Source organism: Winogradskyella psychrotolerans RS-3 (assembly GCF_000427335.1).
Lineage (GTDB): Bacteria > Bacteroidota > Bacteroidia > Flavobacteriales > Flavobacteriaceae > Winogradskyella > Winogradskyella psychrotolerans.
Genome location: NZ_ATMR01000057.1, coordinates 19,294 through 44,632, shown reverse-complemented (window position 1 = coordinate 44,632; position 25,339 = coordinate 19,294). Strand labels below are relative to the sequence as shown.

At 32.7% G+C, this 25,339-nt stretch carries 19 protein-coding genes and 1 pseudogene; 2 read left to right on the top strand and 18 right to left on the bottom strand.

The window, feature by feature from the left end:
• Positions 1-4: 4 nt before the first annotated feature.
• The 16 genes and pseudogenes from ADIWIN_RS04365 to ADIWIN_RS04310 form a co-directional block, all read right to left on the bottom strand.
• Entirely contained in the window at positions 5-313 is a 309-nt protein-coding gene (locus tag ADIWIN_RS04365) for a hypothetical protein (protein WP_020896592.1), read from the bottom strand.
• Between the two features lie 15 nt (positions 314-328).
• Positions 329-1,399 (bottom strand): annotated as a pseudogene (gene cydB / locus ADIWIN_RS04360) (cytochrome d ubiquinol oxidase subunit II).
• A gap of 2 nt (positions 1,400-1,401) precedes the next feature.
• Positions 1,402-2,733: a cytochrome ubiquinol oxidase subunit I gene (locus ADIWIN_RS04355; RefSeq protein WP_040756544.1), complete on the bottom strand. Its 1,332-nt coding sequence runs from the start codon at positions 2,731-2,733 to the stop codon at positions 1,402-1,404.
• 123 nt (positions 2,734-2,856) lie between these two features.
• Positions 2,857-3,009: a hypothetical protein gene (locus ADIWIN_RS20795; RefSeq protein WP_020896588.1), complete on the bottom strand. Its 153-nt coding sequence runs from the start codon at positions 3,007-3,009 to the stop codon at positions 2,857-2,859.
• An 84-nt stretch (positions 3,010-3,093) separates the two neighbouring features.
• The gene (trxA, locus tag ADIWIN_RS04350; protein WP_020896587.1) at positions 3,094-3,387 is read right to left on the bottom strand and encodes a thioredoxin; all 294 of its coding nucleotides are present in this window, start codon (positions 3,385-3,387) and stop codon (positions 3,094-3,096) included.
• Between the two features lie 46 nt (positions 3,388-3,433).
• Entirely contained in the window at positions 3,434-4,213 is a 780-nt protein-coding gene (locus tag ADIWIN_RS04345) for a 4'-phosphopantetheinyl transferase family protein (protein ID WP_040756542.1), read from the bottom strand.
• On the bottom strand, positions 4,203-5,087 hold the full coding sequence (locus ADIWIN_RS04340) for a thioesterase domain-containing protein (protein ID WP_020896585.1): 885 nt from the start codon (positions 5,085-5,087) through the stop codon (positions 4,203-4,205). Before ADIWIN_RS04340 ends, ADIWIN_RS04345 begins: the two co-directional genes overlap by 11 nt.
• Position 5,088: 1 nt before the next feature.
• Positions 5,089-5,901, bottom strand: a complete 813-nt coding sequence (locus tag ADIWIN_RS19420; RefSeq protein ID WP_081669525.1) for a thioesterase domain-containing protein — start codon at positions 5,899-5,901, stop codon at positions 5,089-5,091.
• Positions 5,823-7,913: a non-ribosomal peptide synthetase gene (locus ADIWIN_RS19415; RefSeq protein ID WP_020896583.1), complete on the bottom strand. Its 2,091-nt coding sequence runs from the start codon at positions 7,911-7,913 to the stop codon at positions 5,823-5,825. The genes ADIWIN_RS19420 and ADIWIN_RS19415 overlap by 79 nt, the downstream gene beginning before the upstream one ends.
• Positions 7,910-9,076 carry a condensation domain-containing protein gene (locus tag ADIWIN_RS19410; RefSeq protein ID WP_020896582.1) on the bottom strand — a complete coding sequence of 389 codons (1,167 nt, stop codon included), beginning with the start codon at positions 9,074-9,076 and terminating at the stop codon, positions 7,910-7,912. The genes ADIWIN_RS19415 and ADIWIN_RS19410 overlap by 4 nt, the downstream gene beginning before the upstream one ends.
• Positions 9,077-9,118: 42 nt before the next feature.
• The gene (locus ADIWIN_RS04330) at positions 9,119-15,817 is read right to left on the bottom strand and encodes a type I polyketide synthase (RefSeq protein WP_020896581.1); all 6,699 of its coding nucleotides are present in this window, start codon (positions 15,815-15,817) and stop codon (positions 9,119-9,121) included.
• Between the two features lie 414 nt (positions 15,818-16,231).
• Positions 16,232-16,951 (bottom strand): hypothetical protein, encoded by a 720-nt coding sequence (locus tag ADIWIN_RS04325; RefSeq protein ID WP_020896580.1) that lies wholly within the window; start codon positions 16,949-16,951, stop codon positions 16,232-16,234.
• A gap of 17 nt (positions 16,952-16,968) precedes the next feature.
• Positions 16,969-17,325: a type III PLP-dependent enzyme domain-containing protein gene (locus ADIWIN_RS19405; RefSeq protein ID WP_020896579.1), complete on the bottom strand. Its 357-nt coding sequence runs from the start codon at positions 17,323-17,325 to the stop codon at positions 16,969-16,971.
• Positions 17,326-17,409: 84 nt separating this feature from the next.
• A complete protein-coding gene (locus ADIWIN_RS04320) occupies positions 17,410-17,850 on the bottom strand; it encodes a GNAT family N-acetyltransferase (protein ID WP_020896578.1) in 441 nt (146 codons plus the stop codon).
• A gap of 73 nt (positions 17,851-17,923) precedes the next feature.
• The gene (locus tag ADIWIN_RS04315) at positions 17,924-18,778 is read right to left on the bottom strand and encodes a class I SAM-dependent methyltransferase (protein ID WP_020896577.1); all 855 of its coding nucleotides are present in this window, start codon (positions 18,776-18,778) and stop codon (positions 17,924-17,926) included.
• 39 nt (positions 18,779-18,817) lie between these two features.
• On the bottom strand, positions 18,818-19,618 hold the full coding sequence (locus ADIWIN_RS04310; RefSeq protein WP_020896576.1) for a hypothetical protein: 801 nt from the start codon (positions 19,616-19,618) through the stop codon (positions 18,818-18,820).
• 460 nt (positions 19,619-20,078) lie between these two features.
• Here ADIWIN_RS04310 and ADIWIN_RS04305 point away from each other — a divergent pair, with 460 nt between their 5' ends.
• The gene (locus ADIWIN_RS04305) at positions 20,079-21,077 is read left to right on the top strand and encodes a metal-dependent hydrolase (RefSeq protein WP_020896575.1); all 999 of its coding nucleotides are present in this window, start codon (positions 20,079-20,081) and stop codon (positions 21,075-21,077) included.
• Between the two features lie 12 nt (positions 21,078-21,089).
• Here the strand turns inward: ADIWIN_RS04305 and ADIWIN_RS04300 are convergent, their stop codons facing one another.
• Complete coding sequence (locus tag ADIWIN_RS04300; protein ID WP_316929627.1) at positions 21,090-21,899, bottom strand: phospholipase A; 810 nt, start codon at positions 21,897-21,899, stop codon at positions 21,090-21,092.
• 270 nt (positions 21,900-22,169) lie between these two features.
• Between ADIWIN_RS04300 and ADIWIN_RS04295 the strand changes: the two genes are divergently transcribed.
• Positions 22,170-23,975 carry an SLC13 family permease gene (locus ADIWIN_RS04295; RefSeq protein WP_020896573.1) on the top strand — a complete coding sequence of 602 codons (1,806 nt, stop codon included), beginning with the start codon at positions 22,170-22,172 and terminating at the stop codon, positions 23,973-23,975.
• 36 nt (positions 23,976-24,011) lie between these two features.
• Here the strand turns inward: ADIWIN_RS04295 and ADIWIN_RS04290 are convergent, their stop codons facing one another.
• Positions 24,012-24,944, bottom strand: coding sequence for a sterol desaturase family protein (locus tag ADIWIN_RS04290; RefSeq protein ID WP_020896572.1), 933 nt, complete (start codon positions 24,942-24,944; stop codon positions 24,012-24,014).
• Positions 24,945-25,339: the final 395 nt, after the last annotated feature.

Sequence of the window (25,339 nt, the reverse complement as noted above, 5' to 3'; positions counted from 1 at the left end):
AACATTAGTTCTCTAATTTTTTATTCATCTTCAGGTAAATCCATTTTGCAAATACAAGTCCTAAAAGACCTCCCAATGCAGATACTACTATATTAATCAATAATCGAAGACCATCAAAATCCCCGTTGTTCATTATAGACCAAGGATCAAAACCTAATCTACCAAAAGACTTGATTAATAAAACACTTCCAAAAACGCCAATTAAAGTATTTCCCTTAAATCCAAAAGTATATTTTTTATTAAAATAGCCAAATAGATTGGCACTAATAATTCCTATAAGAATACTAATTAGAGAAATTAATGTACCTGTCATAATAGCATTGTTTTATTAATGTCCATAATCCATGTGATCTATTTTTCCACCCATTATTTTTTTTGAATAATCATGTAAACAAAAAGAAGAATAAAACCAATGATTCCCCAATACATAGCTACGGACAAACCATATTCTGAAGCCGCTGTATTGTATATGGTTAAATGTTCGTGAGTATCATTAATTGATGGCAATATCACGGGAAATAATGATGCCAATGACGATGTGATTCCGCCTAATATTAATAAGGTTGACAATACAAACGCATGACTGTCTTTTTTGATTTTTTTATGAAAAATAACCCGACCAACCCTGTTAAATATATAAGTGGAAACACTAATAAATAAGGTTTATGAATAAAATTATCTAATGAATTAGCATTCACCATTTGCCATACATATAGAGAGAATAATGTCAGCGCAGCAAGCACAATATTCAACTTAAAAATAACGCCTTTTAGTTTTGTGTTTATAGAGGAATTCGTTTTTAAAATTACCCAATTCGCTCCATGAATTGCTAACGTCACTACAGCTATTAATCCTATAATTATGGTAAACCAATCTATAACTCCAGGGTGCTCTGTTAAAGGGCTAAAACTACTATTCCATAGTGGCAAGAAAAAATAATGGCCTTCGTAAGCAGAAACTCCATTTTCGACACTTCCTAAATTGACACCTCTAACAATATTACCTAAAGCGATACCGAAAAATAAGGCTAATAATAAGCTGGAAATACCAAAGGATTTATCCCAAATGTCTTTCCACATTTGATATTTAAATTGTCCTCTAAACTCTAAGCCAATCGCTCTAAAAATAATTAACCATAAAACGATTATCAATGGCAAATAAAAACCACTAAAAACGGACGCATAAAATGTAGGAAAGGCCATAAAAAGCATACCACCAGCAGCCACTAACCATACCTCATTAGAATCCCAAAATAAACCTGCCGATTTTGTTATCACCTCTTTATCTTCTTCTTTTTTAGCAAAGAACAAATGAATGATGCCGGCACCAAAATCATAGCCATCCAAAATAAAAATACAGTTAAAACAATTCCTATTGCTATGTACCAAAATATTTCCATAATTAATGTGTTTTAGGCGTTGGACCTTCGTTAATCGTTTTACCAACTAAGACTAAAAATAATAAGCCGAGTAACATATATAAAGCTACAAAACCTAATAAGGTGAATAAAGTGTTACCAGATGACACTGTAGGTGAAATACCATCGCTTGTTCTTAATAACCCGTAAACTAAATACGGCTGCCTGCCTAGTTCTGCGGTGTACCAACCCGTAATGTTTGCGATATAGGGAAACGGCACTAAAAACATGATTGTCCAAAGTAATGGTTTTATGTTGTATAGTTTTTTTCGCCATAAAAGGAAAAGCGCTAAAGCCATAACACCAATAAATATAGTACCTAAGCCAACCATGATATGATACGAATAATATAAGGCAGGTATATTATCGGGTAATTCATCGTCTTCAAACTGATCCATACCAGGAATTTGTTTATCCCATTCTTGATAAGTTAAAAAGCTTAAAATATTAGGCACTGCAATTTTATTGTCTAATTTTTTAGCCACCATATTCGGTTGGCCAATAAGAACAATTTCAGCTCCCGCTTCTTCAGTTTCAAAAATACCTTCCATAGCAGCAAATGTTCCTGGTTGGTATTTTGCTACATTTTTAGCATTCCAATCTCCTGTTGGAAAGGCTACCAAAACACTAGAAATTAATCCGAATACCACACCTGTTTTTAAAAACAGTTTTCCATATTCTGAATGTTTATTTCTTAAAATATAAAATGCACCTATACTTGCCATCACAAAAGCAGACGTCACAACCGATGCCATTTGATTATGCAGAAAAGCAGGCAATAACCAAGGATTTGTAAAAAGAGCAGAAAAGTTTTCTAATACAAATTTACCATTGTCTAAAATTTCATAGCCAACAGGATGTTGCATCCAAGCATTCGTAGCTAAAATAAACCAACCACTTGCCCAAGAGCCCAAGAATACTAAAAAGCCAGTTAGAAAGTGTAGTTTTTGTCCCATTAGTTTTTCACCAAAAATAAATAAGGCTAAAAAGGAAGATTCTAGAAAGAATGAGAACATACCTTCCATGGCTAAAGTTTGGCCAATAATACCTCCTGTTAACTCAGAAAACTTAGCCCAATTGGTTCCGAATTGAAATTCCATTGGAATTCCCGTTACTACACCCATGGTAAAATTAATAGCAAAGATTTTCATGAAAAACTTTGCAGCATTGTTAAATTTATCAATTTTAGTTCTAAGATATTTCCATTTAAAGTAGACGATCATCAACGATAGTCCCATGGTTAATTGCGGAAAAATGTAGTGAAATGTGATAGTAAATGCAAATTGCAATCTATCGTAAAAGATCATGTCTTCCATATCTGGATTTTAGACTATAAAAATACGAATGAAAAGCCAAAAACTACGTAACTTTTACTACATAAAAAGGCTATCTAAATAACTTTAGACAGCCTCAATTTTCCAAAACTATAGTTTTAAAAATTATCTTTCTATTGAATCTTCATCTTTAGGTTTTTCACTCATCATCATTCTAACTACTACTCCGACTAAAGCTAGACATACTAATGCAAAAATCGCTATCATTACGACTCCATTGTTCCAATTACTAACAAGTGCTACTACTGTATTAATCATAATTATGTGTTTAAATTATCACAATAAAAATACATTAAGCATTAAAAATAATTTATGATATTTATCAGCAAATAAAATATTTACTTAATGTGTATTGATTACATTAATAATCTCACTTTCTTGAAGCACTCCAGATTGTCTCCAAACTTGTTCGCCATTTTTAAATAATAGCATTGTTGGCACTCCCCTTACTTGATATTTTGAAGCTAAAGCTTGATTTTTATCAACATCTATTTTTAAAATAGTAATACCATCTCCCAATTTGTCTTTTACTTGTTTTAAAATTGGACTCAACATTTTACAAGGGCCACACCAATCTGCAAAAAAATCAACTAAAACGGGTTGATCTTGATTTATTATTTCTGAAAATTTACTCATATCTGACTAGATTTTTATTTATAAACAGTATATAAAATACTTAAGACTAAATTAAGCCTATTATTTCTTCTATGGTAGGGTTTGGATAGAAAGCTATACTATCGTTATTAATATCATTCGTTGTTATGGCTAATGATCCTATATGGTTTTCGTTTAATTCGAAACTTGTAACTCTTACGTTTTTAAAATTACAGACCAAGAAACTCGATATATTATGAAAACCATCAGTAACAGGAAGTCTAATTAACCCCTCATCAATACCTGTACCTATGGCTTTAACAATGGCTTCTTTTCTTGTCCAAAACTTATAAAACATAGGTCTACTTTGCTCACTACTATGAATAGCTTCAATTTCAATAGCACTAAATACAACCGGAATAATTTCAGAATAATTAAAGTGATCATCTACTTTTTCAATATCAATTCCTAATTCACAATTTCCGATGGCAATAATTGCAAAATCACCTGCGTGTGACACATTAAAAAACAGCGTTTTATCTAATGGAAAATACGGTTTATGATTATCTCCTTTTTCAAAATAAACTTGTGAAACATCTATCTTATTTTGTTGAGCAATTAAAATTTTAAGAAAACTTCTACAGATAATAAATCTATTCGAATCTCTCAATTGATGATATCTTTTGGCTCTTAGAACTTCTTGTGGCGATAAATATTTTAATAAAACATCTATGATATTGCTATATTGAGATAATTCTATTTTAAATAATTTAATCTCTGGTTGTTTATTTCCCAAAGCCTCTTTGCTTATCTGCAAGAAATTAGAAGATCCACAAAACAAACTACTTTCTGAATTTTTAATCTTCATTATCTAAAAGTATTTGTAACTTTTTACCGAATTCTTCAACGACAGGAGATAAAAACATTTCAGAATGATTGCCAGGTAATATATGTTTATTAATTCCTTGCAAACTTATATTTTTCCAACCTAAATAATTATAATCATGAGTAAAATATAATTTCTTGCTCGACCAGAATAAATTTACTCTTATATTTTGTGGAATTATATGATACCTAATATAAGCCAAACTGTGTAACTCATCAATTTTTGAAGAGCGACTAAACTGCAACTGATATTGTTGTTCACGACCATACTTTAATTTTAAAAGCAAGCCTTGAAATTTTAGTTTCAATAAATAAACCCTACGTTTAAAATTAGCGATACTGCTAAACATGTTAAGCCCCATAAAACTTAACTGTCCTATATTATATAGGATGGAAACTACTTTCTTCTTAGAAGGATCTGAACAGTAATACGTAGGATAAACATAACTATCAAATAGAAATAAACCTTTTACATTTATCTCAGAGTCTTTTAACTGTTTAACCATTTCAAAAGCAATGATCCCACCAAATGAAAAGCCTGCCAAAGCAAATGGTTTTTCTTGATTTATATATTTGATTTCTGAAATATAACTAGAGGCCATCTCCTCTACTGTTTCATGAGGACGTACATCTCCTTTGATTCCTCTAGCTTGCAAAGCATAGACGGGTTGATCTGCATCTAAATTTTTAGCTAGATTATTAAATTTTGAAACATTATAATCGGCTCCATGAACTATAAAAAGTGGAGCTTTATGGCCTTTCGGTTGTAAAGGAACTAAAGAATAGAAAGTAACCTCATCATCACAATAAGGAATATCTGAAGCTTTCAATAAGTTATATTCTTCAGATGTTTTCATATCAACTATCTAATATATTTTGTAAGATCCGACCTAATTTTTTATCGTTTGGTGGTGAAAGCATGTTGATATGATTTCCTGGTATTTCATGCTTATTAACACCTTTGGTGGCTATTGGTCGCCAACCTAACAACTCTGTATCATGTGCGTAAAAAATGTCATTCTCAGCTACTCTCAATAAATCTACTTTAATATCTAGTGGTAGAATTTGATAACTATCTACGGCTTTGTTGTGCATCTGATCTAATTTATATGGCCAACTATTCACAAGCTTATGCTGATTTTCTTTTCCTAATTTTAGCTTTAAATAGGTGTTTTTAATACCATCTTTAAACAATTGAATTCTTCGATCAAAATTTGCCTTACTACTAAACATTGTTTTAGTCATAAAAACAACCATTGCCATTCTATATTTAGTCTTAGCTATTTTCTTTGCAGTAATATTAGAACTGTAATAATTTGGATATACATAACTATCTAATAATACGACTCGTTTAACGTCTTTATTTTGTGCTAATAATTGTCTTGCCATTTCAAAAGCAATCACACCACCAAAGGAATAACCCGCTAAAGTATAAGGTCCTTTAGGATTAGATTTAAGGATTTCTGAAATATAATGTGCTGCCATTTCTTCAACTGTACCTAGTGGTTCATCTATTCCATTAAGACCTTTAGCTTGAAGACCATATACAGGTTGATCCGCATCTAAATTATTAGATAACAATTTAAATATCATCACATTATGATCTGCTCCATGCACCAAGTACAATGGTTCTTTTTTCCTTTTGGCTGTATAGGTACTAATGAATTCCATGTTATAGAATTTTGATCCATATCTAGATAAAGCGCCAATTTCTCAATTGTAGAATGTGTCATTAACGCTGCTAGTGGTAATCTTTTTCCTGTTTCCTTTTCTAAAAGTGACATTACCCGTACCGCAATTAATGAATGTCCCCCAAGCTCAAAAAAGTTACTATAAATACTAATGTTTTTAATCTTTAAACAGTCTTCCCATATATCCGCAACTAATTGCTCAACAATTGTTCTGGGAGCCGTATGTTGATGTGAGTTATCTAAAGATCGTGTTGAATTTTTTAATAAAGTTTTACGATCAATTTTACCGTTTAATGTTGTAGGAAACTCATCAATAAGGATAATTATCTGAGGAACCATATGTGACGGTAACAACCCTTTTAAATTGGCTTTCCATTTTTGATCTGAATTCTCTGAAGGATTAAAGGATTCATTTGCTACAACAAATGCTTTTAATTGTTCTCCATCCATCATTACAACCGAAGATTCTATATCTTCTAATGTATTCATAACCTCCTCTATTTCGCCTAACTCAATACGATGTCCTCTTATTTTTACTTGATCGTCTATACGTCCTAAACACAAAATCTCTCCAGTATGAAGTAATTTTCCTAAATCTCCTGTACGATATAATATTTTATTTGAAGTCGTTTCAAATGGATTTGGAATAAATTTTTCCGCTGTTAAATCTGATCGCTTCCAATACCCCATAGAAACACCATCTCCTGCAATACATAACTCTCCAATCGCACCAGGACTTACTAACATGTTTTGGTCATTAAGTAAATACAGTTGCGTATTAGCTATAGGTTTACCGATAGTAATTAAATCATCATCCGCTTTAATTTGTTTTACGGCAGACCAAATTGTAGTTTCCGTTGGGCCATACACATTCCAAAGTTCATCAACCTTGTTTAGAAGCTTTTTTGCTAAAGCCAGAGGTAAAGATTCTCCTCCACATAATGCCTTTAAAGGAAAAGCAGTTTCCCATCCAGAATCTAATAGCATTTGCCATGTTGTAGGTGTTGCCTGCATCATGGTAATATTTTCTTTTTTAAGAAGATCTAACATTAAACGACCATCCTTTGCTGTATCATCATCAGAAATAATTAATTCAGCTCCTTTAAAAAGTGGAAGAAATAATTCTAAACCGGCAATATCAAAGGAAATAGTTGTTATTGATAATAATCTATCAGATTCCTTAATGCCAGGCTCTTTGGCCATGCTACTTAAGAAATTAACTAAATTTTTATGAGAAACTTGTACTCCCTTTGGTTTTCCTGTAGAACCAGATGTATAAAGTAAGTATGCTATATCATTTTGATTAACCTCAACATTTAATAAATCTTCCGAGAATTCATTTAAATTTGAAAATAAGTCTTCTATTAATAGTGTTAATGCTGTTGTTTCTAATTTTGAAGAAAATGCTTGTGTTGTTATTAAAACTTTGGCTTCAGAGTCGTTTATCATAAAATTTAAACGATCATTAGGATAATTTGGATCTAACGGCAGGTACGCTGCTCCGCATTTCATAATAGCCAACAAGGTTACCACAAGTTCTATAGAACGCGGTAAACAAACACCTACGAAATCACCTTTAGCTATTCCTTTTGACTTTAGACTGTGTGCTAATTGATTTACTTGTAGCTCTAAATCTCTATATGAAATCTCAGTATCTGTAAATTTTAAAGCCTTTTTATTATGAAATTTTTGAGCTTGTTTTATCAGTAACTCATGTAATGGTAAATCAGAATATGAGCTAACTGTAGCATTTAGTTTTTTATAATCAGTGTCATCCGTTTTAATTATATCCGAAATAGAGTTTTCTGGATTTTCTACAATTTTTTCTATGATATCCTCTAGAGAATTCATCATTTTTTTAATTGTAGCCCCTGTAAAAAGAGATGCATTATATTGCCATTCTAAAACAAAATCATCTTCTGAACCACTCGCATTTAAAAATATTTCAAAAGCTTCATACGTTCTAGGGTTAGCCTTTAATTTAAACGTCAAATTTTTAAAAAAACTTGATTGCTCATCCCCATATCAATATTAAAGACAACGGGTACTAATGGAATACGAGAAGGGTCTCTTGCAATAGGCAATTTTTGAAGTAGTTGACCAAAACTTAATTGTTGATGATCGTAGGCATCAAACATTAAAGATTTGCGATTTTTTAGATAGGCATTAAATGGCTGATCTAAAACAACTTTACTTCGTAATGGTAATAAATTAACACAATGTCCTATTAATTGTGTTTTCCCTGTGACTGCTTGTCCGGCTGCAGGCAAACCTAAAACAATATCACTCTGCCCTGTTTGTTTACATAGAAACAATTCAAAAGCAGTCATTAAAGTAGTTACAAAACTACTGCCAACTCGTACACCTGTTTTTTTAAGCTTAGCTAATAAATCACTATTTAAAGGAAAATCTAGACGATCACTTTTATAATTCCGTACCTCAGGTCTTGGAAAATCCGTTGGCATATTTAGCTCTGGTACATTAGGCTGATACTGCTTTAGCCAAAATTGTTCTGTGTCACGAAATGCCTCACTAATTAAAAACTGCTGGTGTTCATCTGCATAGTCACTATATGGTATGGGATCTGGAATTTTTAGATTCTCGCTAGATACATTTGAAGAATACAACAACCCCAATTCTTCGATCATAATACCAGTAGACCAACCATCGCATATTATATGATGTGCGGTTAATACTAATTGATATTCATTTTTGTTTAATCTAATCAATCCTGCTCTCAATAATGGTCCACTTACTAAATCAAAAACTTTATTAGCATCTGCTAAAATATACTGAGCAACTTTATTCTTTTTTTCGGAATCAGTAAGATGAGAAATATCATTAAAATCTAAAGGAATAGTCACCTCTTCTAAGACAGTCATAAAACGTCCATCAGTACTAAATATAGCACGCAAGGACTCATGCCTCTTAACCAACTGGCTAATAGCGTCCTCTAATGCTGAACTATCTAACTCACCATTTAAAACTATAGAAACAGACTCGTTATAGGATCTATTAGCATCCTCACCTCCCAATCTGCAACCAATCCAAATTTCAGCTTGCGATTGGGTAGCGTAGATGACCTTTTCAACTTTTGGTCCATCAAAAGGATTGAATGCTTTTTTATTTATAGTATCAGTTGGTTGTAAAATCATTTTTTATAAAACGGGTTGGGCGTATTATTTAAATTCTATCTCTTATAATTCTATACGAAGAAATTCTCCTTCATTCTTTTCATCTTTAACAAACCAGGCTGGGTTACCATTATCATCAATTCCTAAACGCGCGTTAGAAACTGGAGGATTATTTAATTCTATAGTCGAATAATTATGAGCATCTACCTTAGCACCATTATGACCACTTAACTCGGAGTGAAAAATTCCAACAGCAATAAGCTCTTCGATACTTAAAACGATATTCCTAATTAACTTATCGATATCATCTTCAGAAAATGCTTCTGTCATATAACATGGAAAGCCATCCCAAATATGGAATCCTTTTTCCCTCATTAGTACAAAAAACAACTCAGAATAAGGAATCTCTTCTAAAAATTTAAGCCTCCACAAAGAACGATAATAGGTTATTTCTATAGGAAGACTATTATTTTTGAAGTATCCATTAAGTTCTGTAGCTAAGCGCTCTGTTAATGCTGCCAAACCGTCTTGAAGCGCAATTCCTTTATTTTTAAAGTGATTTAATGATGCTCTTGCTGCAGCTAAAGCCAAAGGATGACGCACAAATGTACCTGCGAAATAAGTGACTCCTATTTCGGGGAAAGAATCGTCTCCAAATTTCCAGAAACCACCATCTAATGCATCCATGTACTTTCTTTTACCACATATAGCACCTATAGACATTCCGCCACCGATAACTTTACCGTAAGTTGCTACATCTGCCCTAATACCAAATATCGCTTGCGCTCCACCTGGATGCATCCTAAATCCGGTTATAATTTCATCAAAAATTAGAACTGTCTCAGATGCTGTAGTAATTTCTCTTACTTCTTTTAAGAAATCAATCGGTTGAAATTCTGGTCTACGACTTTGTACTGGCTCTACAAGTACTGCTGCTATTTCGTGAGCACGCTCTTTGATGATCGCTAAACTTTCTTCAGTTCCATAATCTAAGATTAACATATTCTGAACAGCACCTGGAAGAATCCCTGGAGCTGCTGGGAATGTTCTTAATTTTTTGGACCCTCTCACAATAACCTCATCATTAATACCATGATAAGAACTAGAAAACGCTACAATAAGTGAGCGACCTGTTACAGTTCTTGCAATACGCATGGCACCTAATACCGCTTCTGAGCCTGTGTTACATAAAGCTGCACGATCATGACCTGTAAATTCACAAAGCAATTCACAAACCTCACCAGCTAATGGATGTTGAGGACCAACCTCAAAACCTTGTTCAATTTGGTGGTGTAAAGCTTCTTTTATAAAATCGGGTTGATGACCAAATAAACAGGCCCCAAAACCATTTAAGATATCCATATATTCATTGCCATCTAAATCCCAAAGTTTATTGCCTGACGATTTTTCGATAACCAACGGATAAACCAACTCTTTAGTTAATGGTTTAAAACCAGAGACAACTCTTGGATCAGCCATTTTGGAACGATGGTGTTGAGCATAAGCTTTACTCTTGGCCGTTTTAGCATTATAACTCGTCGTTAAGTTCTTTAAAAACAAACTTTGCTCTTTACTTAATCCTGAAGATTGTTTATCTATTTTAGGAGATGCTCCAAAAGGTTTTTGATGTTCTTTCTTTTCTTCTTCTGTTCTAATATCATCGTTAGAGCTAACTAAAGGCGATACAGTCGTGGTCGTACTTTTTACTTCAGCCCTAGGTGTATTTAAAAGAGCTGGTGCCGGCGCAGGAATATTATTTCCATCTCCCTGAAGTAATTGCAGTTGTTGACCTAAAAGCTGCAATTGTTGCGCAATAAGGTTCAATGCCGGATTTTGACCTGCTTGAGGTGCCACATAAGTATTTTGTATGGTATTGGCACTTGGTGCTGACTGTTGAATTGGTGCTTGCTGCTGTACTTGTTGTTGTTGTTGTTGTTGTTGTACTGGCGCATAAGCTTCCGCTGGCAATACGTTATCTAAATGTTCCGCCAGTAAATTAGGTGACCCAAATTCATCATTAAGTTGTCTGAATGTTATAGGTACATTAAATTCATTTTTGCACGTTATAGCCATTTGTGTTAGAACGAGTGAATCGAGACCAAGTTCTAAAAAGCTCTGATTTGCTTCATTATCTTCAATTTCAATTCCTGAGTTATCTTCAATGATATCTGCTATTCTTTTAAGAAGTAAAGGCTTTCTCATAATCTTAGTATTGATATTCGGTATGGGGTCAATAATTATATTTTCTTCAATTTCGATATTACTTGTAACGGTATTAATATCTGTAACAGCATTAACCGTAGTATCTACCACTGGAGGGTCTAACCAACAAGGCTTACGATCAAACACATAAGAAGGCAACCAAACTTTTTGTCTAGCTTGGCCATCATAAAAAGATTTCCAATTAGGTTCTATACCATTCAACCATAAATCCCCTAACGCAGATAATACGGTATGGTAAGCGTTTTCGCCTTCCTTTGGAATAGTTAAACTAGCGATAGAAGCTAAGGATTTTAACCCTTTCTTTTGCATAGACAAGGTTGTTAATGCACGACCAGGCCCCATCTCTAATAAAACAGGATCTTCTAAGCCTAAAACCGTTTCCATAGCGCCAGAAAAGTTTACAGCTTCTCTTAAATGGTTCGTCCAATATGTAGAACTTGTTGCTTCTGCATCGGTAAGCCAATCTCCTGTTACCGTAGATACAATTGGTAAACGCGGCACGCTTAAAGTCACCTTTTTCACCTCTTCCTCAAAAGCTCCTAAAACAGGGTCCATCATTGTAGAATGAAAAGCATGACTTGTTAGTAAAAGCATATTTGCAATACTTTTATCATTTAAGACTTTTGCAAAATCCTCTACATCTTTATCAGGTCCTGAAATAACAATTAAGCGATCGGAGTTTATAGCTGCAATTGATAATGTATCTGGAATTAAACCTTCGAGACTTTCAATATTTGTACGTACCGATAACATACTTCCGCCAGGTAACTCACTTACCAATTTTCCACGAACGGTTATTAAGTGTAATGCATCTTCCAAAGTGAAAATACCCGCTAAATGAGCCGCAACAAATTCGCCAATACTATGTCCACAAAGTAATGTCGGTTTAATTCCCCAACTCATCCAAAGTTGTGAAAGTGCATATTCTATAACAAATAATGCAGGTTGGGTAAATTTAGTATCCTTTAATTGTAATTCGGCATCACTACTATTGACATCTGGATATATAATTTTCCTTATGTCTAATTTTAATTCTTTTTCTAGAAGCTCAGCACAATGATCTACAGCTTCTCTAAAAACAGTTTCCCTATCATAAAGCGCTTTACCCATTTGCAAGTATTGTGAACCTTGACCTGGAAATAAAAATGCTACTTCACCAGGAATAACCTTCAATGTATTGCTTTTAACAGCTTTAGAATCCTCGGAACTCAACAAATTACTAGCTTTGATAGCATCATTACCTGCTATAGCAAAACTGCGATGTTGAAAGACATCTCTTGTTTCATTTAAAGAATATGCTATATCAGCAAGCGCTATTTCTGGATTCGTTTTTACATAATCACCTAACGCCTTTTGGTAGCCCTCTTGACTGTTTTGTGATTTAGCAGACCATGTCAGTAGTTGCAAAGGCCTGCCTGAGTCTGTTTCTTTTTCTTTGGCTTCATATTCTTCTAGAACAATATGCACATTTGTACCACCAACTCCAAAAGAGCTCACTCCTGCAATTCTTGGAGTTTCAGATTCCCAAGGTCTCAGTTTATTATTAACAAAAAATGGGCTGTTTTCAAATTCTATGGATGGATTAGGATTCTCAAACCCTAAAGAAGCAGGAATCTGACGATACTTCATTGCTAAAATCGTCTTAATTATTCCTGCTACACCAGCCGCTGCAGTAAGGTGTCCTATATTACTTTTAATTGAACCTACTGCGCAATAGCCATCGGATTCTTGATCTCCAAAAGCTAAACGAAGACCTTCAATCTCAATAGGGTCACCTAAAGGAGTCGCTGTTCCGTGTGCTTCTATATAACTTACCTGAGAAGGTTTAACATCAGCATCTAGTAGCGCACTGTTTATTGCACCTGCTTGCCCTTCTACACTTGGAGCTGTAAAACTCCCTTTATCACTTCCATCGTTATTAACACCTATTCCTTTTATAACGCCATGGATTATATCTCCATCTCGTTTTGCATCCTCTAAGCTTTTAAGAAGTACCACACCAGCACCATCACAAAACATAGTTCCTGTACCATTGGCATCAAAAGATCTACACTGTCCGTTAGAACTTAACATTGAACCTTCTTGATATAAGTGTCCGCTATACATCGGAGACGTTACACTAGATCCACCAGCTAAAGCAACATCACATTGCCCGTTACGTATAGATTCTACAGCCTGAGCAATTGCTAATGAAGACGTGGAACATGCCGAATGCACACTTACCGCTGGTCCTTTTAAATTTAAATGGTATGCTGTACGTGTTGCAATGTAGTCTTTGTCATTAGTTGTATTGGCCTGTACTTCCCCGATTTGACTCATCAACTCTTTGTTCGGAAATACATTATTAAGAAAATATGTGTTGATATAAACACCTGCAAATACACCAATTTTACCATCATAAAGATTTGGCAAATATCCAGATTGTTCTAATGCTTCCCATGATATCTCTAGAAATAATCGCTGCTGAGGATCCATAGCAGATGCCAATTTAGGGTTGAGTCCAAAAAATTTAGCATCGAACGTTTTTGCTGAAGGCACAATACCTCTCGCACCAACGTAAAGTGGATTATTACGTATCGATTCCGGAATGCTTTTATCTAATTCTTCTGGTGTAAAAAATGAAATGGTTTCTTTGCCATCTCTCAAAACTTCCCATAATTCATTAATTGAAGAAGCTCCTGGAAATCTTCCTGACATACCAATAATTGCTATATCACTATTGGATTGTCTCTTATTTTTTCGCTTTGATTGTGCAAATGTTGATTTATTCTGGTCTAACTCAAAAAAATTAGCAAGTCCTGCAATGGTAGGGTATTGATAAATCTTTGTTACTGGTACTTTTATTTTAAGATTTTCTGCTATTAAAACGGCTACTTTTTGAGTTAAGAGGGAATTACCTCCCATTTCAAAAAAGTTATCGTCAATACCAATCTGTGGTATGTGCAAAGCTTTACTCCAAATTTTTGTAATATCCTTCTCTATTTTAGTTCTAGGTTTTCTTAAAAGTGGGGCATTCGCAGATCTTTGAAACTCAGGAAGTGGCAAGTTCTTTTTATCAACTTTACCATTTGTTGTTGTAGGAAAATCGTCTATCCACATAATGAGCGACGGTATCATATATTCTGGAAGAATTTCTGACAGTTGATGGCGTACACTATTAGAATCTTTTATCGTATTTTCAGATTCTATATACGCTACTAATTTTGCTTCGCCTGTATGATTACTAGAAATAACAGTGGCACGTTTAATATTTGGAAGTGTATTAATTGCCGCTTCTACTTCACCTAATTCTAAACGATAACCGTTAATTTTAACTTGGTCATCTTTTCTTCCTATAAATTCTATAGTACCACTAGGAAGCCATTTAGCTAAATCACCCGTTTTATACATCCGACCATTTTTCTCAAATGGATTTTCAATAAAGCTTTTTGTAGTCAGTTCTGGCAAGTTTAGATATCCTTTTGCCAAACCAATACCTGACATGTATAAATCACCTGCAGTGCCTACAGGTAACATTTCCATATCTTTAGACAAGATGTAAACTTTTGTGTTTTGTATGGGTTTTCCTATTGTTAATACAGTATTATGGTTATCAGTGGAAGAATATTTGTATAACATCGAGGTTACAGTAGTTTCTGTAAGACCATACGCATTGTAAAAATCACATATTGTGCTTAATTTTTGCGCTAAGGTTAACGAGCATGTCTCACCACCTGCGACAATTCTTTTAAGTGATTTTATTTCAGATAAGCCTTCAATAGTTTCGAGATAACTTGGTGTACTATTAAGATGTGTTATAGAATGTTTTTTTATAAAATCTGTAACGGCGTGATCTTTTATGGTTTGCTTATCAACAATTACCGTTGTAGCACCATTAAATAATGCTAAGAATATTTGTTCTATTGAGGCATCAAAAAAATAGTTAGAAAATTGTAATATTCTATCTGTACTATCTAAACCATAATTTTGAGTTTCTCCGAGTATAAGACTAACAACAGATATTTGCTTAATCATTACACCTTTGGGGTTACCTGTGGTACCTGAAGTGTACATAACATAGGCAAGATCATCAGATGTAGATCCTACGTTTGCTTGAAGTTTATCACTATACTTCTCTTTTGAGTTGATAAAATCTTCAATAATTGAATCATCAATAGTAAATTTACAATTACTATCTTTTTTAATAAATTCTTTCCTAACAAGAGGAGCTTCAATATCAATTGGAACATAAGCTGCACCTGCTTTAAGTATACTAAGAATACTTATTACAATCCATTCGCTTCGCTCAATCATTAGACCGACAAAGTCATTTAAACTTATATTGTGATTAGCTATTAAGTATTTTGCGAATTGGTTAGAAATAGCATCTAATTCTTTAAAACTTATTTCTTTAGGACCAAAAACAACTGCTATGTTGTTAGGAGTACTCTTAGCTTGTATTAAAAATAAGTCTACAATTGTTTTGTCTGCAGGAAACTTAGCGTCCGTATTATTAAACTCCCTTAATGACTCAATTATCTCTGGTTTGGTTAAATCCATAGTATAAAGTTATAACTTTTAAGAATAAACATTTAGCTTATACTTTAATTTCAATTTATATAAAAATAGAGGGATTTACTAGGGAAGAATAAAACTAATGCTATTATTCATTTAAACGAAAACTTTTAGCCATAAAACATTTTTCTCAGTTAAATAACACCCCAAATAATTCATGTAAAGTTAATTTATTTAAAAAAAAGATAATTGACATTAAAACTTATTAACCTACTGACTAATAAAGTCCTAATATAAACTTTTTTTATTAACACAGTATTTTTAATTGTAGTATTCTTACGACAAATAGTGATGATAATTTACCATCATAACACCATGATACAAATCGTAAGTAAATTTTAGCCTTTCTTAAGATAAATTGAGGTAATAATACATTAGGTACAATTATATAATTTGCACTTAGACGTATACTTTATGAATAAATTTAGAATTTAACAACCGAGCAACGGCTATATAGTTTAGTTTAAATTTTATTTTATCACCAACCCTATACTTTGTTTTATTAGCTTCCGTTTTATTATTACCCACATCAATAACTACCATATCTGAAGTTGCTCCTACAAATAAAAAGTCATCCTCAGCTTCTAAATCGTCTCTATCAACATCTAATAAACCGAAGTCTAAAATAGCCTTATAAGATTTAAGCGTAGTACGATCGTCATCATTATTAATTGCCTGACCATTGTTAGAATCTGTTGTGATACCTCCTGGCACAACATTTTTTTCAATGAGCTCTATAATATTTGCATAAAATTCAAACGTGTCTTTATGTAAGCCTTTAAATTGTTGTCCTTCTAATGGGCAAATACCTAAAAAAGCAGCTTCACCTATCCTAAAGTGATTAATATCTTTTGGCACTAAATCATCTTCTATCAACGGAAGGGTAATAGATGTACCACCAGATATAAGTTTTAGGTTTTTATTAAATGTTGTAGAAATAAGCTCTTTAGTAAGCGACAATTGCATTAACTTATTATAAGTTGGTTCTACACCGAACATACAACCCAAATTTGAGCCAATACCTACAACTTCAATATGAGGTAGGTTGAAAACACTTTGATAAAATGCTATGACATCATCATTATTTATACCCTCTCGCAATTCACCTAACTCAATCATTATAATGATTTTATGAATTAGATTTTTTTCTTTGCAGACGCGTTTAGAGCTTTAATTGTAGAAATTGACGTGTTCAATGAAATATCGGCATAATCTATGACATCATCGACATGGGCCAATACTGGCGGATTAATATAAATGGTTTCTAAATTAGGATATACTGCTTTCAGGGTTTTTAAACTGCTTAATTTTGAATCACTAACCGATTTTATTTTTTCAATAACACCTTTAGTTAAAATCATTTTAATGAAAGTTTTATCTCCAGAAAACACTTTGGTAACTAAACTCCATTCTATATTATGAGTTTCAAAATAATGACTTAAAAACTTAATATTCTCTTTTATTTTTTCTGAATGTATAATTAACTCTGCCATTGCAATTTGTTTTTGTCTATAATATTGAAAAGCGCAAAATATTCAATTGATAAGCTATTAAGCAATTTTTAGTTACCTCAGCTTTTACTTTTCTAATCGCATTTCCAAATACTTATTAGTAAACCCTAACTTTTCATATAACATTTTGGCAGGATTATCTTTTTCACAATGCAACGCTATACTACCTTCACAATTGTCAATAGCATACTCCATTAATTTTTTTCCAAACCCTTTTCTCCTATGGTCTTTATGGGTTGCAATGTAGACCAAAATATTCTCTGGTATGTATTCATCCATTCCTGTTTTATTGATAACAACAGCACCAATAATCTTATCATCCTCCTCTTCCATTATAAATACATAACCGCCTAAACTAGGACGATCTTTTACGGCATAGTCTATAGCTTTCTTTATGGCACTTATCGGATCACCGTATTCTTCTAAATGCGTAAATATAAAATCTGCAACGCGTTCTCTTTCTAAAACAGTTATTTTATTAAAAGCATCATAAGTGGTTGTCTTCATTTTCTAATTATTATTTTATTATTTTAAAACCTCTAAAAAACGGTCATTCAAAATGATTAAATGAAAATTATTATTAAAAATTTTTTGCCCCAACAATTTTTATAATATAAGGGTGCCCTGACTCACTTTTTTCATCTGAATACCAAATTTTGAATCCAGTATCTTTAAAAAGCTTTACGTAATTATGAGAAAAAGACCCTTCTACTCCATATATTTTGGAATTTGGATATGTCTCATAATTATGTACGGAATCAGTTGGTTCTATAGCAAAGAATATAATATTACCTAATGCATATAATTTTTCAAAAAAACTAATGAGCTGTTGTTGTGTAAAATATTCTAAAACACCTCTAAAGGTTAAAAATACAAGATTACCTTGTTGCTGATTTTCTAACCAATCAAGCACATCACCATCGATAAACTCTATTTTAGAATTATCTTTATAGTTAATTTGATTAATTTTAGTTTGTTCTTCACTTAGATCTATTCCTATAAAATCTTTTATATCAGTATAGTTTAATGACAGATAATTTAAAACACTACCATTACCTGTTCCTATCTCTACGAGTTTCTCAAATGCCACTGGTGCATTTGAAATTTCTCTATTAAGAGCCTCCAGTACATCCTTATAAGCTGGTAAGTGAATATTCTTTAGATTATCTTCAGTGTTGTTTACAAAATTATCTCCTTGCTTGGCCCAATACGTCTTATGCAACTGCGCTAACTTATCATGATCTTCATTTTTTTCAATTTTATTAAGAATTGCTCTACGCATTAAACGCTCAGAGGAACTTAAATTACCCCCCATCACAAGCGTCAGTCCTTTGTCTGACAACTGCTTAACTTTTTTTGGACGTAAAACAATTAGCATACGACCTACTGTATTTGTAAGAAACCCTACTAAAACAGACCTTATTTTTCCTTTCATAACTAAATCAAAAACTTAAACATTAATAGTAGACATTATTTATGGGCGCTTTAATAGAAGCTTCTTCTTTTTATTATTTTTCAGAAGATAATCACCTCCCCATAAGGCTAACATTGTTAAAAAATAAATAATACCAAAGGTCGTATATGTAGGTGCACCTCCATTTGTTGGAGCAATTGGGAATGATACCAAAGTCAAATTCACCATAGACTGTAAGAGAAGTACACAAATACCACTTTTAGTATGGGTATAAATAAATGCACACATACCCGCGATACCGAACATAAAAATAAATGCCGATACTATCGGGATTTCAGGTAATATTCCTTCACCCAAAAGAATTACAGGAATAAACCATAGGGTCCAAAAAACAGCAACTATTTGACCTGCATAGAATGGTTTTACAGTTTTTGATAATTCACGTATACAATAGCTAACCCATACAACCTCACCCAGAAAAGCCCAAACAAAAAAAGCGAGATAAGCTCTAACAGTTGTGGTTTTAATACTAATGAACGCATCAACCTCAACATCATAATAGAGACTTTTTAATACCAATGTAATAATAGCTATTGTGGATGGAAAAACGAAACTTAAAAGATACCACTTAGGGTGAACCTTCCAAGTTAGCATAGGCTTAAACAAATTAAATACACCTTTAATTCCTCTAGTGTAGAGCAATAAACAAATTAAAATAAATAATAGAATGCAAAAGCGACCTGTATTGTATATGGATTCTGAAATAAGGCCTTCGATTCTTGCCTGAACAAAAGGCACGTTTACCACAGGACAAAGAATTAAGAATATCCAAACCTCATACTTTTTAAAAAAATCCCTCATACGTTATTTACAATAATTAGTGCTTATATATTAGTACTTCTTGTTATTAATATTTGTGATTTATTAGAAAGATCACCACTAGTTTCAAAACTATTGCGAGTGATTATACCTCATCAAAATAGAAACCGTTACTCTCTTTCTGAAATTCTTCCAAATTTAAAACAAATAAATCAAACTGAAGTCAAACAACTAAAAATCAAAAACTTAAACACAAGTCACACATAGACGGTGAAAGTTCAAAAAAAGTTTAACACCACAATACATATCCTATGAAAAGCGAAAATTTAAGCTGAGTGACTAAGAATCAATTAGCTCATAAAAATCTCATCTTTTTTCAATACACAATCAAAACAATAACTTCCTTCTTCTATAAATTTAAAACAACGAATACCAAATTCTCGTTTACGTATTAATTCGTTTTAATCTTATTATCTTTCGAAAAATTATCTTTGAAGCTATTATGGATTCACTCACACAAATCGTTTTAGGAGCTGCCGTAGGCGAAGTTGTCTTAGGTAGAAAGGTTGGTAATAAAGCCATTTTATACGGAGCTATTGCTGGTACAATTCCTGATTTAGATATTTTTGCTTCGTATTTTACGGACACCGTATCTGCATTGGCCATTCATCGTGGCTTTACCCACTCTATTATATTCTCATTGCTCTTTGCCCCTCTTTTCGGTTGGCTCGTCTCACGCTATGAAAGCTACAAAGATTTTAAAGGTTGGTCTTGGCTGTTTTTCTGGGCTTTAATTACACATCCTATTTTAGATGCACATACAACTTGGGGAACACAACTCTTTTGGCCTTTGGATTTAAGATTGGCGTTTAAAACCATTTTTGTAATTGACCCACTATATACATTGCCCTTTTTAGTGTTTGTGATTTTGGCAATGTTTCAAAAACGTACTTCAAAAAAACGACGTTTGTATAATGGTATCGGCCTTACGATAAGCACCGCATATTTAGCCTTAACGTTCATATTAAAAGACGTTGCATTAACGCAATTTGAAGACGAATTACTAATGCAAAATATTGACTACAAGCAAATAGACACGCGACCATCTCCACTTAACACCATATTATGGAATGCGAATGTAGAAACTAAAAAAGCCTATTTATTAGGTACCTATTCCTTTTTTGACACCAAAGATATTACGTTTGAAACCTACCCTAAGAATCATGAATTATTGGGTAACTTAATCCAAAATGAAAAAGTTAAACGTATGATTTCTATTTCTGAAGGTTGGTATACTATAAATAAAATAGATGACAAATTATACTTTAACGATCTTCGTTTTGGGCTATTAAGCATGGAGCCTCAGTCTCAAAATTTTGTGTTTAAATATTTAATAGATGAAGATGACTTGGGAAACGTGAGTTTTATTGAACAAGTAAAAACACAACGAGACGGTAAACAACTCATGTTAGATTTATGGAAACGCGTTAAAGGAAATTAACTAGCTTTTTATTTACTTTTTACTACCGTTAAACCACCTAAATTCATTAGTCCTAATAACATAACCTAATCTAATCATACTTTGGGATTGCTGATAATTGAGCAAACCTTCAGCTTGTCCGACATACCATTCTAACATTAAGTATTGATTAGAGATATTATTACCAAATGGATTATAATAAACTCGTGCTCTAACAGATCCTTTGCCTTCAAAATTTAAACCTTTACGTAACCTTAAATCAAAGATTAACTTATCGGGTTGATATGTATGAGACACGTTAATTTGTCCTAATCCAACATATTCTAAAATATCAGGATTACCTTCTTTATATGAAAATGGTAACCATGCTTTAAAACTAGCTACTGTATTTTTAAAAATACCCGCTGTGTATTCTACATTTATACGGTTCCAACTACGAGACGCAATACTATCCCTTCCATTGGACTCATGTTCAAAAGACAACGTCCCTACTCCTTTTAAACGATCCTCTTTGTCATAAAAAAACTTACCCAAAGCAATAGAAGGATTAAAATTTACATCCTTAAACGGAAAAGAATCTTCATATATATTCCAAAATGATTTTTGAGTGTAGGTTAAATACAAATACGTGTCTAATGGTAACTTACTTCGCGTTAGAATTTGTTTAAAACTTATTTGATATTTCGCATTAGCTGTCGCACTATTAATTGCCTTATTTGTAGGGACACCTGTAACTAAAAAATTGTCTTTGTGTATGGAGAAATAAGGTTGCTTAGCAATAGAGTCTTGAAGACTTTCCTTCGTATAGGCTTGCGAATGTACTGTCGTTGTCAAAAAAGCCACTAAAATAATGAAGATTGCTGTTTTAAGCACTTTAAGGTTGTGTATCAATTTAATCATAGGAAGTTAAAATATTTCAGATCGTATTAAATTTAGAAAAAACAAAGATGATTAATTCTAATCAACTTAATTAACTCATATACAGTTTACACTAATCTAGAACGAAAAAGAAAGGTCACATTTTTTTAGATTGTAATCAAAGCAATCAAAATTCTAAATGAGCACCTCTTCTATTTTTTCTGTAATTAAATTTAGATTTTATCTAAAAAATCTATGGAGCTCTCAATAATTTTAGTCTTTATCATCATTGGTGTAAGCATTATACTTTTTATCACAGAGCTATTTCCTGTAGATAAAATTTCATTTTTTATTATAGTAGCATTGGTTTTATTACAACTAACGACTCCTGAGGAAGCGATTAGTGGCTTTGCCAATCCGGCAACTATAACCGTTTTAGCATTAATGATCTTAGCCGTTGGGCTCGAAGAAAATGGAGTGATTCAGTTACTTTCAGACGGTATTAAAAAGCTAAAAATATTACCTCTTATTTTATTAACGCCTGCTTTTATGATCATATCTGCTAGTATCTCTGCCTTTATTAGCACTACTGCAGTCGTTATTATATTTATAAAAATCATAACCAGATTATCAGAAAAATATGGGTTTTCATCTTCACGCTTATTAATGCCCATTTCATTTGCGGGCATACTTGGTGGTAGTTGCACTTTAATGGGAACCTCTACCAACTTAATTGTAAATGCTATTGCGAAAAAACAAGGTGTTGAGGCTTTTAGTTTTTTTGAATTCACTTGGTATGGTCTCATTTTTTTCGTAATTGGTTTAGTTATAATGACTTTTGCATCACGATTTTTACCTAAGAATAAAAATAGAAACCTATCTAGTGATTATCAAATTGAATCTTATGTTTTTACCGTTAAAGTTACTGAAGACTCACCCTTGATTGGTAAAAGGTTTGGTGAAATTGAATTTTTAAATCAAGAGGATTCTAAGTTGCTCAAATTAATTAGAGACAATCAAGTTATTAATGATCCCGGAAAGTACATAAAGCTCATGGCAAAAGATAATTTAGTACTGATGAGTAATTTAGATAATTTTCAATCCTTTATGAAGGAAAATGGCTTTGTGTTGAATGAGGAACGACAAAAACAACAACTTGAAAACATAGGTAAAATTGATGGTGATAAAGACTTAACCTACATTGAAACGCTTATATTACCTGGATCCAATCTTATAGGAAAGACACTAAAAAGTTTGCGTCGTATGTCTTTTGAAGGTGCTTTCCCTATAGCTATTAAAAAACGAAGAAACCTAAGAAACACGCAAGAGCGATTATTACGTAAAAATATAGATGATATTAACCTAAAACCAGGCGACCGTGTATTACTAGAAATGCAAGAGCACAAGATTTCGGACCTATATAACATTGAAAATATTGCCATTTTAAACGAGCATGAGTTTAAGCCTAACGTCTCAAAATCGAAAAGAATGTTAGCTCTGTTGATTCTGCTAGGTGTAATTTCGCTAGCTGCAACTAGTGTAATTACCATATTAACAGCATCGCTTGTTGGCGTTTCAGCTATGCTACTTACCAATATTATTCAGCTAGAAAGTGTGTATCAAAAAGTGAATTGGCAAATCATATTTTTACTTGCCGGTATGATTCCATTAGGAGTTGCCATGACTAATAGTGGCGCAGATATTTGGTTATCAAATCATTTACTGAATATAATGAGTAACCAAGATCCAACCATTGTTTTAGGATTACTATTTGGAATCACTATAATTTTGTCAGGCGTCATATCTAATAACGCTACTGCAATTATTATGGCACCTATTGCTATCGCCGTTGCAAGTGGTCTAAACCTAGATATCAAACCATTTTTACTGGCTGTAATGTTTGGCTCTAATTTTAGCTTTTTTACACCTGTTGGTTACCAAACGAATACGTTGATTTATGGTACTGGTGCTTATAAGTTTAAGCACTTCTTAATCATTGGGGGTATTTTATCTATAACGCTTTGGATTGTTGGCACACTCTTATTATCAAGTAATCTGTAAAGTGTTAAGCAGTCAGAAATTCACGTATACAGACTATTATTTCTCAACACTATTTCCTTTGGCCATCTCTTTCCTCATTTGTTTAATCGTTAATGTACTTCCATCATGACTCCAACCTGGAGGTCCAAATATATACATCAACTTGTGATACCAATTTTTAGATTTTTTCATATCCTCCCAAATGTTCTTGTATTCGTGAGTAAGAATAACGTATAAGTTATAGGAATTTGGCGGAGTAGACACTCCATATTCAATCTCAATAGTTTCGTCTAATTCTTTCCAAGTTCCAAAAATTCTATCAAAAACATTTAGAAAACCACCGTGGTTTTTGTCCATATATTCGATATTTCTAGCATGATGTACTTGGTGCATTGTATGAGTATTAACGAATTTCTCAATAAAACCCATTTTCTTAACATACTGTGTATGCAACTGAAATTGCCATAAGGCCTCAATACCTAAACAAACCACAAGCATTTCTGGTGGAAAACCTATCATTACAATCCAAACATAGAAAAATGGTTTATAAAAAATAGTAAACCAACCGTTTCTAACTGCAGTTCCTAAATTAAAATTATCTGAAGAATGGTGCACAATATGTGCTGCCCAGAAAAACCGAACCATATGATTTTGACGGTGAAACCAATAATATGTAAAATCGTCTAAAAGCATGCAAATCACCCAAATATACCAAACATAACCGAATGATTCATACCCCATAATATTCGTACGAACACCATCAACTAAAGGATTAAAAATATCATAGGCAAATTTAAAAATCACGACTATAGAAACCGTTTTTATCAACGCAGCAACTACAGCTGACCCAACACCAAGTGAAACACTAGATATTAAATCTTTCCATTTGTAAAGTTCCTTATTATCTAAAACCTTGCTATACGTAAGCTCTAAAGCAATAAGACCTAAAAAGCACGGAACACCGTAAACTAGAGGGTTTGTAAAATCCATTTACTACTAATTTTGAAAAATTGGGTTGTTTATATCAGTTAAATTTCCGAAGAAAATAATTCACTAAACCTTTCATTAAAACCTGATAAAAATCACTAATAAAAAAATTCAACGTCTTGATACTAAATTTAAATTGCGAAATATACGCCAACATGACTAAAAATCCGAATTTTTCAATCTTGGTTTTTAAATTTTAAGAATAATCGCAAAAAATCATTACTAATCTACTGTGTTAACTGTTTTAATCGGTTTTTATTTTATATAAATGAATAGAGTTGTGTTCAACATAATAACATTTATAATTTCACTAATGCAGCTGACCTCAGCAAATAGAATATAAATTATACTACAACAACTATAATCCTATTATTTGAGAACATACAAAAAGCCCTAAA

What these genes read in the sequence shown, in the direction of transcription:
- ADIWIN_RS04365 (WP_020896592.1), bottom strand. Translation starts at nt 313, where the DNA reads ATGACAGGTACATTAATTTCTCTAATTAGTATTCTTATAGGAATTATT.
- ADIWIN_RS04355 (WP_040756544.1), bottom strand. Translation starts at nt 2,733, where the DNA reads ATGGAAGACATGATCTTTTACGATAGATTGCAATTTGCATTTACTATC.
- ADIWIN_RS20795 (WP_020896588.1), bottom strand. Translation starts at nt 3,009, where the DNA reads ATGATTAATACAGTAGTAGCACTTGTTAGTAATTGGAACAATGGAGTC.
- trxA (WP_020896587.1), bottom strand. Translation starts at nt 3,387, where the DNA reads ATGAGTAAATTTTCAGAAATAATAAATCAAGATCAACCCGTTTTAGTT.
- ADIWIN_RS04345 (WP_040756542.1), bottom strand. Translation starts at nt 4,213, where the DNA reads ATGAAGATTAAAAATTCAGAAAGTAGTTTGTTTTGTGGATCTTCTAAT.
- ADIWIN_RS04340 (WP_020896585.1), bottom strand. Translation starts at nt 5,087, where the DNA reads ATGAAAACATCTGAAGAATATAACTTATTGAAAGCTTCAGATATTCCT.
- ADIWIN_RS19420 (WP_081669525.1), bottom strand. Translation starts at nt 5,901, where the DNA reads ATGGAATTCATTAGTACCTATACAGCCAAAAGGAAAAAAGAACCATTG.
- ADIWIN_RS19410 (WP_020896582.1), bottom strand. Translation starts at nt 9,076, where the DNA reads ATGATTTTACAACCAACTGATACTATAAATAAAAAAGCATTCAATCCT.
- ADIWIN_RS04330 (WP_020896581.1), bottom strand. Translation starts at nt 15,817, where the DNA reads ATGGATTTAACCAAACCAGAGATAATTGAGTCATTAAGGGAGTTTAAT.
- ADIWIN_RS04325 (WP_020896580.1), bottom strand. Translation starts at nt 16,951, where the DNA reads ATGATTGAGTTAGGTGAATTGCGAGAGGGTATAAATAATGATGATGTC.
- ADIWIN_RS19405 (WP_020896579.1), bottom strand. Translation starts at nt 17,325, where the DNA reads ATGGCAGAGTTAATTATACATTCAGAAAAAATAAAAGAGAATATTAAG.
- ADIWIN_RS04320 (WP_020896578.1), bottom strand. Translation starts at nt 17,850, where the DNA reads ATGAAGACAACCACTTATGATGCTTTTAATAAAATAACTGTTTTAGAA.
- ADIWIN_RS04315 (WP_020896577.1), bottom strand. Translation starts at nt 18,778, where the DNA reads ATGAAAGGAAAAATAAGGTCTGTTTTAGTAGGGTTTCTTACAAATACA.
- ADIWIN_RS04310 (WP_020896576.1), bottom strand. Translation starts at nt 19,618, where the DNA reads ATGAGGGATTTTTTTAAAAAGTATGAGGTTTGGATATTCTTAATTCTT.
- ADIWIN_RS04305 (WP_020896575.1), top strand. Translation starts at nt 20,079, where the DNA reads ATGGATTCACTCACACAAATCGTTTTAGGAGCTGCCGTAGGCGAAGTT.
- ADIWIN_RS04295 (WP_020896573.1), top strand. Translation starts at nt 22,170, where the DNA reads ATGGAGCTCTCAATAATTTTAGTCTTTATCATCATTGGTGTAAGCATT.
- ADIWIN_RS04290 (WP_020896572.1), bottom strand. Translation starts at nt 24,944, where the DNA reads ATGGATTTTACAAACCCTCTAGTTTACGGTGTTCCGTGCTTTTTAGGT.